This is a genomic window from Olleya aquimaris (genome assembly GCF_003259525.1).
In the GTDB taxonomy this organism is placed as follows: domain Bacteria; phylum Bacteroidota; class Bacteroidia; order Flavobacteriales; family Flavobacteriaceae; genus Olleya; species Olleya aquimaris.
Genome location: NZ_QLLO01000002.1, coordinates 420,307 through 437,715 on the forward strand (window position 1 = coordinate 420,307; position 17,409 = coordinate 437,715).

Here is a 17,409-nt window from a genome sequence, read left to right on the forward strand (position 1 = left end):
CCTTTAATGAAAAAACTATTTCTAATCTGTATTTCACTTTGTTTTTATTCGGCTTTAGCCCAAGATAATTACAATCAATTTTGGGAACAACTATTGTCTAACGATAGAGTTTCAGCAGAAAAAACACTTAAAAAAATTAAACCTACAAACACTATTGAAAATCTTGTTATCAACGAGTTAATGCGTATTGAAAATGGACGTTTTAACACCAACGATAAATTTTTACCAGCGTTTTTAAAACAAGACAATTATCAGTACTATTTGTATGCTCTTTGGAATGAAAATTACCTGTTTAATACGTATTTAGAGACAGGTTTTAACAATAAAAACATTGGAGCTATCAGAGAAGTAGCAGAAGCAAACCCTACTCACACTACCATCAAAGATGCTATTGTTTATTTAGAGTCGGTTTTGGCTAGAGATAACGGAAAGTGGAAAACCTACCAAGCCAAAATGGATGATATTAATTCTATTAAAAATTGGCAATATTGTGGAGTATTCGAAAATTTAAATAAAAGTGGATTAGATCGTGAGTATGGTCCAGAAACTAAAGCCATAAGCAGTCAACCATTTGATGCTGAAAGTAATGGATTTGTAAACTGGTACACGTCTAAAAACAACAATGAAGCTTACCAATTTTTCACTAACCATGAAGAATACGGTAGAGGTGTAAATTATGCACAAACATTTTTAACTGCAGATAAAGATGAGACAGTTATACTGCGCATAGGTAGCGGTTCTGCTTTTAAATTATGGTTAAATGATGTTTTGATTTTAGAAAATAATCAAGATGTAGTTACCGAGTTAAATGCTTACCAAGTTAAAGTAACCATCCCAAAAGGTAACAATAGATTGTTAATTAAAACTGCAGAAAGTGACTATGGTAGCTACTTTATTGTAAGTGCTATGAATCTTGATGGGACACACAATAATAGTTTAAAGGATAGTGCAACTTATGCTGCTTATAATTCTAGCACAGCAAGCCAGTTAAATGCAGAGACAATTACCAATGATTTTGAAGTGTTTTTTAAAGATAAATTACAACAAAATCCTGATGATTTTTTTAATGCATATTGCTTGACAAGAACCTATTTAAGAAACTCTAAATACGAAGAAGCTAAAAAAGTATTAGCGCCTTTTTATGCTAAATACCCTAAAAGTTCTTTGATTAGAAAAATAATGACCTCTGTGTATTCTCTTGAAGAAGATTATACAAGTATCCAAGAGATTAATACTAATATGGAACTTGATGATGAAGATTATTACCTTCCTATTTTAATGAAGGTAATAGTGTTTGACGAGTTAACACGTATGAGTTTATCCGATTTAGAAGAATATCTTGAAAAACTAAAAAAAGCTATAGATTTAGAAATGATGCATGAAACCGCAGATTTTATCTATAATGCTAGAAAAGAAGATAAAGCTAAGGTTAGAAAAAATCTAGACAATTTAATGAAAATGGCAGATGGTAATGTTAAGCTTATTTTGCGTTACTCTGCTTTATATGCTTCCTTATTTGAAGAGGATGATAAAACCATTAGTATATTAGAAAATTTAGCTAAAAAGAAATTTGATTTATCCATCATTAGAAAACTGGTAACCTACTATGACAGACGTAACCAAAAAGACAAGGTTATAAAGATTTTGTCTAATGAAATAGATTATTTAGGTAATGACAATTACTACTTAAGATCAATTATCAACAAGCTTCATAAATACCAGAAATATAAAGAATCTATAAAATATATCGATCAAGGGTTAGAGAACTTCCCAGATTCGTTTGTGTTTCAAGAGTTAAAGGGAGATGCGTTACTTCAGCTAAACAAAAAGAAAGAAGCTATTGTAGCTTATGAAGCCTCATTATCTCATAACAGTAACGATAAATCTTTAAGAAAAAAGCTAAAAGATTTAAATAATGAAAATAATGTTTTAAAAGATTTAGTTATCGAAGATGCCTATGATTTAATTGACGAAAGACGCGGAAACATTACAACCAATAACTATGGGTTTAATATTTTACACGATAATAGCACTGTTGAGTTATATAGCGAAGGTGGTGGAAATTACAGATATGTATTTATCTATGAAATTACCTCAGACAATGGAGTTGAGCGTTTTAAAGAATACGATTTAGGATTAAGCGGTAATTATAATATCAATAAATCTGAAATTGTAAAAAAGGATAAAAGCATTGTTCCTGCAGATAAAAGCGGATCTAGTTTTGTCTTTAATGGCTTGTCTGTAGGAGATGTTATTTATTTAGATTACGAATATTCGTTTTCAAAAACGGGACGTTTTTATAAAACATATTCCGACCGTTTTATGTTAGGCTCTTTTCACCCAACATTATCGTCTTCTATTAAAATTATTACACCTAATGATTATAAGTTAAATTATAAAAGTGTAAACGGAAATACACAACCAAAAATCTCTAGTAAAGGAGACTCAAAGTTATACGAGTGGACCATTTTAGACAATCCTGGATTACCACAAGGTGAAGATTATATGCCTAGCGATAGTGATATTGCAGAGTATATCCATTTAAGTACCATAGATAACTGGAATGAGATATCAATTTGGTATTCAGATTTAGTTAGAAGTGTTATGGAAGTTAATTCTACTGTAGAAGAAACGTTTAATACATTATTTCCTGATGGATACAAGCAATTATCGGAAGACGAGCGCGCTAAAATTATCTATAATTACATTCGTAATAACTTTACTTATAGTTATGTTAGTTTTAGACAAAGTGGATTTGTACCACAAAAACCATCTAAAACTATAAAAACTAATTTAGGAGACTGTAAGGACTTTTCTACCTTATTTGTAACTCTAGCTAAGAAAGCAGAATTAGAAGCTAATTTGGTACTTGTTTTAACCTCAGATTACGGATACAATAGCTTAGTATTACCAAGTACTGACTTTAATCACTGTATTGCTAAAGTTAAAATAGATGGTAAAGACCAATTTTTAGAATTAACAGATAAGTATTTACCGTATAAATCATTACCAACATCTTTAAGAGGTGCAACTGGCTTAGAAATTCCTTTAGACAGAAATGACACTAAAACTTATGATTTATTTAGATTAGAAAACTTGTCCAGAGAAACTGCTATTTCTAAAAATAGCGTGACACTAAATCTTAAAAAAGATAAAATAGGTATGGTAATAGATTCTGAATATACAGGACATATCAATTCTTATTACTCTAGTGTGTTTTCAGAACCTAATGCAGAAGTGGTTAAAAAAACTATTTATGATGATTACGATAATAGGCTAGAGGATGATTTTGTTTTAAATAGTGTGAGTAATATCGAGCGTATAAATGATGATATGTTAATTAAATATACCTCAGACATGACCCTAAATAAAAAGATAAATAAAATTGGGTCTACCAGTGTATTGCAATTGCCTATAGTTTCTAACCCTTACACAAGTAGTATTGTGAGTCTTGAAACACGTGAGCATGACATAGATTATATGTTATATGAAAACATGGACGTATATGAAGTGGATTACACCATTAATATAGAAGAAGGACAGCAGTTTACAGAAATCCCTGAAAATGTAAATCTTACATTTAAAGATCATTCATACAGTATTTCTTATACTAAAGTTAAAGACAACCAATTACAAGTAGTTATTAAATCAACACCATCTATAGACCGAATTAAAGCTTCGGATTATGCTGGATTTAAAAGCTATGTTCAAAATGTATTAGATGCACAAGAAGCATTTATAGGTTATAAATAATTAACCATTATGCATTAAAAAAGCTCCAATTTTAAATAATTGGAGCTTTTTTTATTTAGTATAAACTTTATAGAAATTAGTAGTTTACGTAGTCTACTATTTCTAATCCATAACCAATCATTCCAACACGTTTAGTTTGTTGCGAGTTAGAGATTAGTTTTAATTTATGAATATTTAAATCGTGTAAGATTTGTGCACCAATACCAAAATCTTTGCTATCCATTGCAATTGCAGGAGCTTTAACAATGGTATTTGGTTTTTGTTCTTTTTTAAGTACAGATAAGCGTTGTAACAAATTCATTGATGCAGCTTGTTGGTTAATAAACAAGATAGCACCTTTACCTTCTTCGTTTATAACCTTAAACATATCATCCAATTTCTTGTCTGCATTGTTAGTTAGTGTACCTAATATGTCGTTATTTACTAAAGTAGAATTTACTCTAGTTAAAACAGTATCGTTACTTGTCCAATCGCCTTTTGTTAATGCTATATGTACTTGGTTGTTAGTAGTTTGTTGGTAAGCTCTTAATCTAAAACTTCCAAATCTAGTTTGGATGTCAAAGTCTTCTTTTTTAACAATTAATGAATCGTGATCCATTCTATAAGCTACCAAATCTTCAATAGAAACAAGCTTTAAATCAAACTTTTTAGCCACTTCTATGAGCTGAGGTAAACGCGCCATAGTTCCGTCCTCATTCATAATCTCTACAATCACACCTGCTGGTTGTAAACCCGCTAATCTGGCAAAATCTATAGCAGCTTCTGTATGTCCTGTACGTCTTAATACACCACCTTCTTTAGCAACTAACGGAAAAATATGTCCAGGTCTAGCTAAATCAAAAGGTTTTGTGTCTGGATTAATTAATGCTTGTACTGTTTTTGCTCTGTCAGCTGCAGAAATACCTGTAGTTACACCATGACCTTTTAAGTCTACAGACACAGTAAAAGCAGTTTCCATATGGTCTGTGTTATTAGTAACCATCATGTGTAAATCTAGCTCTTCACATCTGTGTTCTGTTAATGGTGTACATATTAAACCACGACCATGTGTTGCCATAAAATTTATCATTTCTGGCGTTACTAATTCTGCTGCTGCAAGAAAATCACCTTCATTTTCTCTATCTTCATCATCAACCACAATAATAACCTTTCCAGCTTTAATATCTTGGATAGCCTCTTCTATGGTGTTTAACTTAAATGTAGTCTGTCGTGCTGTTTTTGTAGTAATCATAGTATGATATTGAAATGCAAAGATATTGCATTTTATTAGTTGCAGAAAACTAAGACTTGATTTTTTGACGTCTAGAAAAATGAGTGATTGGATAGAAAACCAAACCAATAATAGTAAACAAGATGTTTTCTTTAGTAATTTTTTTGGTAAAAGTGAAATACGATTTTATATAATTAAATAGGAAAACGATATAAGAAATAGCACTTATTTGTATTCCAGCTAATGCGACTTGCGGTAATTTATTATTCTTAAACACAAAGTATAAAATGAATAACACCAATGCAATACTAAAACTAACCATATTAATTTTAGACAGCAATGTATAACTGGTCTTTACAGATTCTGGTAATTGTATTGAAGTTGTAAGCTGCTCTTCAGTTTCAATAATTTTAGTTGATGATCCAAATTTTTTATTATACCAATTCTTGATTGGCACAGTGATGTGGTCAAATTCAAATAACCCTCGATCTTGTGTGGCACGTTTGGTTAAAAATATACTTAAAGGCAACATAATTAAAGTAGAAAACCAAGCTGATAGAGCAGGATGTAGGTTACCATTTTTGGCACTATTTTCTGCAAAAAGCCCAATAAAGTGATACGTTAAAAACAACACTATTGCAATAACCATAGGTAAGCCAAGACCTCCTTTTCTGATTAATGCTCCCAATGGTGCTCCAACAAAAAATAAGATAATACAAGCAACTGCTAAAGCAAATTTTTTGTGTAACTGGATGCCATGTTTAAAAATCCAAGAGCTACTAGCTTTTAAGTTATCTGCTTTTGCTTTAATAATTTGTTTGGTACTTGAGGTTGTATTTATGGCATAGTCTAATAATTGAATCTTACGTTTGGTTTCAAAAATGTCTAAAATTTCTCCATTATAAATAGAGTCTTTTTTAGGATTTATGGTCAAGTTTAAAGTTTCTAAATTAGTACGACTATACAACGATTTTGAAAACTCTTTAACCACATTATTCCTTTGTGTTTTAAGCGAATCTATAGTGTAGTTTAACTCTGCTACATTCAGCATAGTGTATTTATTGTCAATATTTTTTTCGTCTAAATCAATATTATTTAATTCGGACAAATCAATATTCATGATATGCTTTTTAAACTCACTTTTAACAAACGGATTTTTTTTACGATCAGACATCTTTTTAGGAGGTGTGTCGTCATAGTAATAACCATCGTATAAAATTAATTTTAAAACGTTGGAGTCTTCCTCGCTAGCTAATTCGCCACGTTTAGCAATTATGGTCACATTGTTTCCAGCAAAGCGATTATTATTTTTTTTATGGATAGTGACGCCTTTTAGCAGTTTACCATTTTCACCGCTTTTTTCTTCAACTTTTATATTAAAGGTTTCGCCTATATCATTAAACTGCCCTTCTGCTATAGCCATAGCAGGTTTAACTTTGGCAATGTTTTTTCTTAAATTATAGCTATTGTATTCTGCCCAAGGGATAACATTATTACTAAAAAAGAACGTTAATACAGACAATCCAACAATAAAAATACCTAAGCCAGACATGGCACGTTGTAAGGAAATCCCTGTGGATTTCATTGCTGCAAACTCGTAGTTTTCAGCAAAATTCCCAAAAACCATAATGGAGGCTAATAGGATAGTAAGGGGTAAAATTAATGGGATTAGAGTAGGCGTTATGTACATTAAAAACTTAAGTACAGTCACTAAGTCAAGATCTTTACCTGCTAATTCTTTAATGTATAACCATATAGCTTGTAAAACAAAAATCAGCATGAGTATAACAAACACGCTGATAAAAGTTTTAAGATATGTAGTTAATATGTACCTATCTAATATTTTCACTTAGAATTAATCCAGTTTATTGATGTAATAATCTTTGTATTTATTCTCGTCAAAGGTAAATAAGGATTTTGATAAAGGCTCATTAGTTTTAAAAGAATTAACAGTTAAAGTTGTTTTGGTACCACTTTTACCGGTTTCAATTAATCTGTAGATGTGCTTTGTTTTAATATCAATACCTAATAAAACATACTTAATTTGAGAGTTTGAGTCTATAGGAGTTAATTTTACATACTGAATTTTTCTACCACTTACATCCTGAACTATATCCATTTTATAAGTAAATCCTTCTTGATAAAACGATAACATTTTACTAGGTGTAATGGTGTTTTCGTCTTCGTCACTTCCTTTAGATACAGTTACTTCTTCGTCCTCTGGACTAATGCTATACACATTTTTACCATCGTAGATTCGGGTAATACCTAAGATGTTTAAGCGGTATTTTTCACCTTCCATAACAACATCACCTTTGGTTTCTTGTTTGATGTTTTCTTCTGTATTTTCTAAAACATATTTAAAATCAATAGAGATATTATTGTAGCTTTTAGCTTTTGCAGACACGTCATCTAATAGTTGTTTTGCTTCTTTATCTTGTGCAAAAATAGAAGTGGTTGCTAATAAAAATAATACAAGTAATTTTTTCATTTTAAATTTAATTTATTGTCTTTCGTTTTCTAATAGTTCTTCAAGAGCTACCAAATCTGGTACTAACACCTGTCTTGCTTTACTACCTTCAAAACCACCTACAATTCCAGCTGCTTCTAATTGGTCTATAATTCGACCTGCACGATTGTAACCTAATTTTAATTTACGTTGTAATAAAGAAGCCGATCCTTGTTGTGCTGTTACTATAATTTCGGCAGCGTCTTTAAACAGAGCGTCTCTGTCTGATATATCTATATCAAGACTTGTGCCATTCTCTTCTCCAACATACTCTGGTAGTAAATAAGCGTCTGGATAGGCTTTTTGCGCACCAATAAAGTCTACTATTTTTTCTACTTCAGGTGTGTCTACAAATGCACATTGGATACGTGTCATATCATTTCCTTGCGTGTATAACATGTCTCCTCGACCTATTAGCTGGTCGGCTCCACCAGCATCTAAAATAGTACGCGAGTCTATTTTACTAGACACTCTAAAGGCAATACGTGCTGGGAAGTTAGCTTTAATAATACCTGTAATAACATTTACAGATGGTCGTTGCGTAGCAATAATTAAATGAATTCCAATAGCACGCGCTAATTGTGCTAATCGTGCAACAGGTGTTTCAACTTCTTTTCCTGCTGTCATAATTAAATCGGCAAACTCATCCACTACCAAAACAATGTAAGGCAGATAGGCATGACCTTCGTTTGGATTTAACTTACGGTTTTTAAACTTTTTGTTATACTCTACAATATTTCTACACAAGGCGTTTTTAAGCATCTCGTAACGGTTGTCCATCTCGATACACAACGAGTTTAACGTGTGGATAACCTTAGTATTGTCTGTAATAATAGCTTCTGCTTCGTCCGGTAATTTGGCTAAATAATGTCTTTCTATTTTGTTGAATAAGGTTAATTCTACCTTTTTTGGATCTACTAAAACAAACTTAACTTCAGCTGGATGCTTTTTATATAACAAGGACGTTAGTACAGCATTTAACCCAACAGATTTACCTTGTCCAGTAGCACCAGCCATTAATAAGTGAGGCATTTTAGCTAAATCAATAACTAAAGTTTCGTTGCTAATGGTTTTACCAATAGCTATTGGTAAATGCATTTCGGTTTTCTGAAATTTTTGTGACGCAATAACAGAGCGCATGGACACGATAGTCGCATTTTTGTTTGGAACTTCAATACCTATGGTTCCTTTACCAGGAATTGGAGCAATAATCCTAATACCTAAAGCCGATAATGACAATGCGATATCGTCTTCTAAATTTTTAATTTTAGAAATACGTATACCAGCTTCTGGTACTATTTCATATAACGTAACTGTAGGTCCAATGGTTGCTTTAATACTAGCAATACCAATTTTGTAGTTATTTAAGGTTTCTACAATTTTATTTTTGTTTTCTTCAAGCTCTTCTTGATTAATTGTAACCCCTTCATTATCATACTTTTTCAATAAATCTAAAGGCGGAAATTTGTAATTCCCCAATTCTAAAGTAGGATCAAATTGCCCAAAGTCTTCCACTAATTTGTTAGCTAAATTGTCAGTTTCAGAGAGTTCTTCTTTAACATCTTCTACTTCAATTTCAACATTAGGTTCTTCAATTTCTATTTTAGGAGTAACTATTTCAGTTTTAATTTTAGGCTCTTCAACCTCAATATTCAATTCGGTAGACGTATCTAATTTAGAATGGTTAGATATGGTTGGTTGTATGTCTTTATCCACTTCAAAAGCAGATTTTATAGCTTCTGCTTCTTCAGAATGTGTGTTGTCAATAGGGACAAACTCATCATTAAAATCATCTTTAATTTCTTTTTTTGCACTTTTAAATAACGAAGCGATGCGTTGAGGCGTAAACTTAAATCGAATTGCCAAATAGCTAATAAAGGCAAATGCCAATAAAAACACTGTGCCTATTTTACCTATATAATCTTGAAAAAAGCTGTTTATTTCAAAGCCAATGACACCACTTAAGCTATCATTTTTATGGGTAAAAAATCCAAAGAATACAGATAACCATATTACTACTAAAATTCCCCAAAACCAATGTTTACGCAGTTTTGCTTTGTTTAGGTCCATTAGGACATAGACACCAGATAAAAAGATTAACCCAGAAAATATAAATGAGGCAATACCAAAACCACGTTGGATAAACAGGTCGCTAATCCAAGCACCTAATTTACTCAACCAATTTTTGGTGTCAACGTCTCTAGATGTAAATTCTGTGAGTGTACTTTGATCGGCTTGTCCAGTAAATAAAAACGATAAAAAAGCAATAAAAAACAAGACACCTAAAATAATTAAAAAGCTTCCAAGCACTAATTTTTGCTGACTATTCAGTTTTAAACTAGGTGTTTTGAGGCTAATTGTCTTTTTAGTTTTAGTTTGTTTTTTTGCTTTTGGCATTACTGGTTTTTAGTTTGCGTAAAAATACAAATACTTAACGTTTATCCTAATGGATAATTGTTTAAAATAGCTTAGGAAGATAAATAATTAATCCGATTATTGAAGCAGCAATAGAGGCAATAAATACTGCTCCTGCAGCCACATCCTTGATAAACCCAATTTTTTCATGATATTCTGGATGCACAAAGTCTGCAATAGCTTCTATAGCAGTATTGACGCCTTCAATACTCATGACTAATCCTATTGCAAAACACTGTATAATCCACTCTGTAGTAGAAATCTGTAAATAGAATCCTAAAAGGGTAACAATAATTGCAATGACAAATTGAATTTTTATACTAGCTTCCGTCTTTAAAAGCAAGAGCATGCCTTTAAAGGCATACCCAATACTTTTGTACCGATTCACTATAAAGTGTTCCTTTTTACTCATCTAATAAGGCATAAAGCGACGCTTTATAATTAGGCTCTTCGCCAACTTCTGGTACTTGTTCTGTGTATTTTACAATACCATTTTCGTCTAACACAATCACCACTCTAGAGTGTAATCCCTGGAAGTTTCCAGTACTAAACTCTAAACCATAATCCTTTCCAAATTGACCAGTTTTAAAATCGGAAAGCATCATAACATTTTCAATACCTTCTGCACCACAAAAACGCGCTTGAGCAAATGGTAAGTCTCTAGAAATACATAATACTTTAGTGTTTTCCATTTCTGCAGCTTCTTTGTTAAATGCTCTAATGGATGCTGCACAAACACCTGTATCCACACTTGGGAAGATATTTAACACCACTTTATGTCCTTCAAAATCTGATAATTTTTGAGTGGATAAATCACTTACTGTTAAGGTGAAATTTGGCGCTTTTGTGCCTATTTTTGGAAGTTCTCCACAAGTTTCAACAGGTGTACCACCTAATGTTATTTTAGCCATTTTTTTAGTTTTTAAATTGAAATTTAAAAATAGACATTATAAAAAGAATAAAACTTAAGATTTCTATAATTTTTTTCACCTTAAGAATAACATACGATTATTAAGAAGTTGTTTTGGTATAACTAAAAACTATTAATTTATAATGACAATCAATTTTTGAATGTAAATAGAACGCATTAATTGTTTAATTTTAGAGATAATTAATATAAAATCATTACTACATGGAAAACAACAATCATTCTGATAACGGAAACGTTTGGGATATCAATAATTCTAACGCAGCAAAGTGCCCATTTTTAAGCGGTGACCAAAAATGGACTGCTGGTGGAGGAACAAGTAATCGCGATTGGTGGCCAAACGAATTAAAGCTAAATATTTTACGTCAAAATGGAACCAGCTCCAATCCAATGGAAGACGATTTTGATTACGCTAAAGCATTTGAAAGTGTTAATTATGCCGAACTTAAACTGGATGTTATAGATCTTATGACAGATTCTCAAGACTGGTGGCCTGCAGATTATGGACATTACGGTCCTTTTATGATTAGAATGGCTTGGCATAGTGCAGGAACTTACAGAGTAGGAGATGGTAGAGGTGGAGCTAGTTCGGGATCACAACGTTTTGCACCACTTAACAGTTGGCCAGATAATGGAAACTTAGATAAAGCACGTTTACTGTTATGGCCTATAAAAAAGAAATACGGTAAAAAAGTCTCTTGGGCAGATTTAATGATTTTGGCAGGTAACTGTGCATTAGAGTCTATGGGCTTTAAAACCTTTGGTTTTGCAGGAGGACGTGAAGATACCTGGGAACCAGAACAAGATATATATTGGGGAAGTGAAACGGGTTGGTTAGATAATGACGAGCGTTACGATACTAGCGATGGTGATTTAGAAGGTCATTTAGGTGCTGTACACATGGGATTAATCTATGTGAATCCAGAAGGTCCAAACGGAGAACCAGACCCATTAAAATCGGCACACGATATAAAAATTACCTTTGGTCGTATGGCTATGAACGATGAAGAAACAGTAGCCTTAGTAGCTGGTGGACATACGTTTGGTAAAGCGCATGGTGCTGCAGATCCAGATAAACATGTTGGTCCAGAACCACATGGAGCTACCATTGAAGAAATGAGCACAGGTTGGAAAAACAACTTTGGAACTGGTGTCTTAGATGATACCATTACCAGTGGATTAGAAGGTGCATGGACACCACATCCAACACGTTGGGATAACGAGTATTTTGATGTGCTATTAAATTACGATTGGGAATTAACAAAAAGCCCAGCAGGTGCACACCAATGGACACCTACTGCTGCTTCCAATGCTAAAATGGCACCAAAAGCAGGAGGAAATGGTACGCAAGCGCTAATGATGTCTACTGCAGATATGGCTTTAAAAATGGATCCAACGTACAGAAAAATCTCTGAGCGTTTCCATAAAGACCATAAAGCATTTGAAGACGCATTTGCTAGAGCGTGGTACAAATTAACGCATCGTGACATGGGACCAATACACAGATATTTAGGTCCAGAAGTGCCAAAAGAAGAATTATTATGGCAAGACCCAATTCCAACAGTAGATTATACGCTAAGTGATGCAGATATCACATTGCTTAAAAAAATGATTTTAGCGTCAGGGTTAAGCATCTCTCAATTAGTAACTACTGCTTGGGCTTCTGCCTCAACATTTAGAAACTCTGATAAACGTGGTGGAGCCAATGGAGCACGTCTACGTTTAGAGCCACAACGTAGTTGGGAAGTGAATAATCCAGCAGAATTAGATAAAGTGTTAAAGACTTACGAAGCTATACAAAACGATTTTAGTGGCGACGTTTCTATTGCAGATTTAATTGTTTTAGGAGGAAATGCAGGAATCGAAGAAGCAGCTAAAAATGCAGGTCACAACATTTCTGTACCGTTTGCTCAAGGACGTGGTGATGCCACACAAGAACAAACCGATTTAGAATCGTTTGGATACTTAGAACCGTTAGCAGATGGGTTTAGAAACTATATTAAATCTGATCTAAACGTTAAAGCTGAAGATTTACTTGTAGACAAAGCCAATTTAATGGGATTATCTATCCCAGAAATGACGGTTTTAGTGGGTGGACTTAGAGTGTTAGGTGCTAATTATGATGGGTCTAAACATGGAGTGTTTACAGAAAATGTTGAGCATTTAACCAACGATTTCTTCACCAATTTGTTAGATTTTGCCATTACTTGGAAAGCTGCAACACCAGAAGAGAAAGAATTTATAGGTCGCGATCGCAGAACAGGAGCTATGAAATTTTCTGGAACACGAGCAGACTTAATTTTTGGATCTAATACAGAGCTTAGAGCGATTGCAGAAGTCTATGGTGCTAATGATGGTAACGACAAGTTTGTAAAAGACTTTGTTGCTGCATGGACCAAAGTGATGAATGCAGACCGCTTTGATTTAAAGTAGTATTAAACTTTAGTATAACAAAAGAGACCCTATTAAAAAATAGGGTCTTTTTTATTTGTTATTTATGGATGTTGTGCATTGCAGTTGTTTTTGGTCAAAAGTTTAGTCCATAATGCTTACAAATAAAGTTTCTAATATTAGAAGTGTCAATTCCTTTTTTTTCAGAGTATCTAATTAAATCTAGTTCAATAGTAACCTGTAATTTATTTGCTTTAAGTACAATAAATTTTGATTTTTCAGATAATCGCTTAAAGAAATTATTTGATTTATAGTCTTCTTTATTTTCAATAACGCTTTCATGAATAAGCCAGTTTCTTTCATCTCGAATTTTAATCATTTCCTTTATCAAAGGTTCCGGAAGTAGTGATTCTTTTTTGGCTAAAAAAATTGCTTTTCCAAGAGTATATTTTTGCTGTTTTTTTAGAATTGTGTTAGCTATGTCTTTTTGATTAGGTTCAGTTTTTTTTAAAACAATCGCATGACTTAATGCATCTTCGAGTATTTGTACAGCGCATAAAGCCTCTCCTAAACAGGTGTAAAGAAGTATTTCTCTGTCCGAAGCTTTTTCATAATTTAAATTTTCAATCATTTTTTTATTCTATGTAACAAAACTTTTTGTCTTTTAATGAAGAATTACATGAATCCTTGATTTGTTATGGAGTAGTTGCGTGGTTTAGCATTTAACTTTGCAAGTATACCAAGTTGTAAATTCCGCAGGAATTTTCAAAATAAGCGAGAACAAGTAATTACTTATAGGTAATATTTTAATGCGTTTTTTTTATTCATCATCTTTCATTGAATCCCAAAAATCGGCATCTAATTTTTTAATTTCTATTGTTTGTTCAACTTGCATTCCAAGTCCATAATCATAGATATATTCCGCAAGTTGTTTTCCGTCTATCAAAACCAAAGTAGTAGAGCCATTTAAATTATTTGCATATTCAATTGCTCCTTTTGAATAATAAGAAGTTGTAATAAAAACTCCTTTATTTGATTGCGCAACAGCTAATGCACCAACAAATTTTTGTATTTCCTCTCGTCCAATTGAGCTGTCTATTTTATAGCGTTTCGCTTGAATATGAATTCGACCTAGTCCAAGAACATCCTCTTTAATTATTCCGTCAATTCCACCATCATTCGAGACTTTTGTCACAAGTCCAGAATTTTCAATTTCTCCACCATAACCCATTTTTTGAAGTAATAGAACAACTAATTTTTCAAATGCTGATGGAGTTTTTGTTAGAATAGTATTCAGAATATCTGTGTATACAGATTTTCTAATATTTGAAAATGAAGAGTATAATTTTTCTTGAGGTGTTAGTTCCGATGAAGAATCATCTATTGTAAGTTGTTCTTCAGTTGTCTTTTTTTTCTGTCTAGTTGGCTCTCTTTTTTCAAGTTGCTGTTCGATGTAATTGTCAACTTTTTTTGGAGTTTTTAATAAATCAATTCCAGAATTATTGATTTTATACATTCCTCGTTTTGGTTTATCTAAAAGTCCAGCCATATTTAAATAACTTAAAGCCCAAGAAATTCGGTCGTAAAAAATATGTCCATTTCCAGAAGGATACATTTCGTTAACTTCTTCGTCAGTAAGTCCGAAATGAATTGACAATGGTTCAATGAAGTCTCGTAGTTTCATTGTCCCGTTTTGTTTTAATAATTCCATTACTGGAACTCTTATTTCATCGTGTTTTGGTATTGCCATTTAGTTTGGTTTCAAATGCATTACAACAAGTTATAAGGCAACTTTTGTTATCATTAATGTAAATATAATTGTTTTAAACAAAAAAACCACCTTGCTATCGCAAAGTGGTTTTTATAGTTATTAACAGTGTGTATTTTAGTTAACGTGTGCTGCTAAATACTCGGCAACACCATCTCTGTTTGCTGTCATAGCTTTATCTCCTTCTTGCCAGTTTGCAGGACATACCTCTCCGTTTTCTTGTACGTGTGCATAAGCATCTATTAAACGTAAAAATTCTGAGACGTTTCTTCCAACAGGCATATGGTTTACGCCTTCATGAAATACAGTACCTTCTTCGTCAATTAAATAAGTCGCTCTGTAGGTTACGTTATCACCTTCAACGGTTACAACACCAGTTTCTTCGTTATAAGTCTCGTTAGTGATATCTAAAATACCTAATGTAGAGGCTAAATTACGGTTACTGTCTGCAATTAATTTATAGCTAACACCTTGGATACCACCTTGGTTTTTTGGTGTGTTTAACCATGCAAAGTGTACCTCTGGCGTATCACAAGACGCACCAATAACAATAGTATTACGTTTTTCAAATTCTGCTACAGCAGCTTCAAAAGCATATAATTCTGTTGGACAAACAAAAGTAAAGTCTTTTGGGTACCAGAATAAGATCACTTTTTTATTGTTTTTTTGTGCTTCTTCTAAAATGTTAATCGTTTGATTTTGACCAGTTTTGTCAGTTGCAGTAACGTTTAGGTTAGGGAATTTTTTTCCTACTAATGTCATTGTATTGTAAATTTTATAATTAAAGATTTATTTTTTCAAGGCGCAAAGATAGTGTAGTATCCCGATTTTGAACATTAAAAAAATGTGAAATCTTTATCATAAAATCAATAAAAATGATAACTATTGACAATGAGTGAGTTAGCTTTTATTTTGAAGCCAATTGTCTGATTTTAATATTTAAAGCTGCAAATAACAAGGTAGTAAATGGACTTAGCCAATTAAAAATGGCGTAGACAAAATACTCGGCAACTCCAACACCTAAAACACCACTTTGGTAAGCACCACAAGTGTTCCAAGGGATTAACACAGAGGTAACAGTACCAGAATCCTCTAACGTACGACTTAAGTTTTCTGGTGCTAAACCTTTATCCTCATAGGCTTTTTTAAACATCTTCCCAGGAATAACCAATGCTAAGTATTGGTCTGACGCTATAGCGTTTAATCCTAAACAGCTTATAACTGTGCTGGCAAATAAACCAAAAACAGTGGTTGCAACAGAAAGTAAGGCATTTGTAATTCTGGATAAGGCACCAATTGCATCCATAATACCTCCAAAAACCATAGCACAACAAATTAAATAGATGGTCCAAAGCATCCCGTTCATACCTCCAGAACTGAATAATTCGTTTAATTTTTCATTATCGGTAGCTATGTTTGTATCTGTTAAAACAGCATTTGTTACAGCTCCAAATTTTGATGCGTTTAAACTTTCTAAAACCTCTGGTTGAAAAATAAAGGCAAATATTGCTGCTAATACCACTCCAGATAATAAGGCTAGTAATGGTTTTGTTTTTAAAAGAATTAACCCAATAACTACTCCTGGAACAATAAACAACAATGGAGTAATATTAAAGGTGTTTTTTATACTAGCTAGTAAACCGCTAATGTCTGCACTACCTGTAGTATCAATAGTCATGCTTAAAATGGTAAAAACAATAAGCGTAATAATTATTGTTGGAACTGTAGTATAGGTCATATAACGAATGTGCGTAAATAAATCTGTTCCAGCCATAGCAGGAGCCAAGTTTGTAGTATCACTTAAAGGCGACATTTTATCTCCAAAATAAGCTCCAGAAATTACAGCACCTGCAATCATTCCTGGATTGATACCTAAAGCACTTCCAATACCAATTAATGCAATACCTACTGTAGCAGAGGTGGTCCAACTACTTCCTGTAGCAATAGAGATAATAGCAGCAATAATAACCGATGCTGGTAAAAATATCTCTGGACTTAAAACTTGTAATCCATAATAAACCATTGCAGGTATAATACCACTTACCAACCAAGTCCCAGCTAATGCACCCACTAAGAATAAGATCATAATAGGGACAAAGACGCTTCTTAGGTTTTCCCAAATTTCTTTTACCATGACAGATAAAGAGACTTTATTAAAAAATCCAACACCTGCTGCAATAGCTCCTCCCATCAATAAAATAATCTGATTGGTATACGCTCCAAACCACTCCTGTCCTTCAACAAAAAAGATATTATAAGCCAATAAAGCCATTAAACAAACTACAGGAATTAAGGCTTCCCAGATGTTTAATTCTTTGTTTTCAACTATGTTTTGGTCTTTAGCTTTAAATTCGGAAAGATTATCGTCTTGCATTTAAGTTAGTTTTTTTAAGAGATGTAATGTTACGATTTTACTAGATGTTATGCAAATTGGT

The 17,409-nt window shown here is 32.7% G+C and carries 12 protein-coding genes; 2 read left to right on the top strand and 10 right to left on the bottom strand.

The genetic code is table 11. The features are described from left to right. Nucleotides 1-6: 6 nt before the first annotated feature. Nucleotides 7-3,753 (top strand): DUF3857 domain-containing protein, encoded by a 3,747-nt coding sequence (locus LY08_RS04675; protein WP_111659268.1) that lies wholly within the window; start codon nucleotides 7-9, stop codon nucleotides 3,751-3,753. Nucleotides 3,754-3,829: 76 nt separating this feature from the next. Here the strand turns inward: LY08_RS04675 and ribB are convergent, their stop codons facing one another. The 6 genes from ribB to tpx form a co-directional block, all read right to left on the bottom strand. Further along, nucleotides 3,830-4,984 (bottom strand): 3,4-dihydroxy-2-butanone-4-phosphate synthase, encoded by a 1,155-nt coding sequence (gene ribB, locus LY08_RS04680; RefSeq protein WP_111659269.1) that lies wholly within the window; start codon nucleotides 4,982-4,984, stop codon nucleotides 3,830-3,832. Nucleotides 4,985-5,033: 49 nt separating this feature from the next. Next, nucleotides 5,034-6,812, bottom strand: a complete 1,779-nt coding sequence (locus LY08_RS04685; RefSeq protein ID WP_111659270.1) for an LptF/LptG family permease — start codon at nucleotides 6,810-6,812, stop codon at nucleotides 5,034-5,036. A gap of 6 nt (nucleotides 6,813-6,818) precedes the next feature. Then, nucleotides 6,819-7,454, bottom strand: coding sequence for a LolA family protein (locus LY08_RS04690; RefSeq protein ID WP_111659271.1), 636 nt, complete (start codon nucleotides 7,452-7,454; stop codon nucleotides 6,819-6,821). 12 nt (nucleotides 7,455-7,466) lie between these two features. Further along, complete coding sequence (locus LY08_RS04695) at nucleotides 7,467-9,869, bottom strand: DNA translocase FtsK (protein WP_111659272.1); 2,403 nt, start codon at nucleotides 9,867-9,869, stop codon at nucleotides 7,467-7,469. A 61-nt stretch (nucleotides 9,870-9,930) separates the two neighbouring features. Next, nucleotides 9,931-10,299, bottom strand: a complete 369-nt coding sequence (locus LY08_RS04700) for a diacylglycerol kinase (protein ID WP_111659273.1) — start codon at nucleotides 10,297-10,299, stop codon at nucleotides 9,931-9,933. Next, nucleotides 10,292-10,798, bottom strand: coding sequence for a thiol peroxidase (tpx, locus tag LY08_RS04705; RefSeq protein WP_111659274.1), 507 nt, complete (start codon nucleotides 10,796-10,798; stop codon nucleotides 10,292-10,294). Before tpx ends, LY08_RS04700 begins: the two co-directional genes overlap by 8 nt. A 221-nt stretch (nucleotides 10,799-11,019) precedes the next feature. Between tpx and katG the strand changes: the two genes are divergently transcribed. After that, nucleotides 11,020-13,248 carry a catalase/peroxidase HPI gene (katG, locus tag LY08_RS04710; RefSeq protein WP_111659275.1) on the top strand — a complete coding sequence of 743 codons (2,229 nt, stop codon included), beginning with the start codon at nucleotides 11,020-11,022 and terminating at the stop codon, nucleotides 13,246-13,248. Between the two features lie 94 nt (nucleotides 13,249-13,342). On the opposite strand, the gene LY08_RS04715 is transcribed toward katG, so the two are convergent. The 4 genes from LY08_RS04715 to nhaC form a co-directional block, all read right to left on the bottom strand. Next, nucleotides 13,343-13,837: a hypothetical protein gene (locus LY08_RS04715; protein WP_111659276.1), complete on the bottom strand. Its 495-nt coding sequence runs from the start codon at nucleotides 13,835-13,837 to the stop codon at nucleotides 13,343-13,345. Between the two features lie 189 nt (nucleotides 13,838-14,026). Beyond that, nucleotides 14,027-14,956 carry a restriction endonuclease gene (locus tag LY08_RS04720; protein ID WP_111659277.1) on the bottom strand — a complete coding sequence of 310 codons (930 nt, stop codon included), beginning with the start codon at nucleotides 14,954-14,956 and terminating at the stop codon, nucleotides 14,027-14,029. Nucleotides 14,957-15,091: 135 nt separating this feature from the next. Beyond that, entirely contained in the window at nucleotides 15,092-15,736 is a 645-nt protein-coding gene (locus LY08_RS04725) for a peroxiredoxin (RefSeq protein WP_111659278.1), read from the bottom strand. Between the two features lie 145 nt (nucleotides 15,737-15,881). Then, on the bottom strand, nucleotides 15,882-17,348 hold the full coding sequence (nhaC, locus tag LY08_RS04730) for a Na+/H+ antiporter NhaC (protein WP_111659279.1): 1,467 nt from the start codon (nucleotides 17,346-17,348) through the stop codon (nucleotides 15,882-15,884). Between the last annotated feature and the right edge of the window lie 61 nt (nucleotides 17,349-17,409).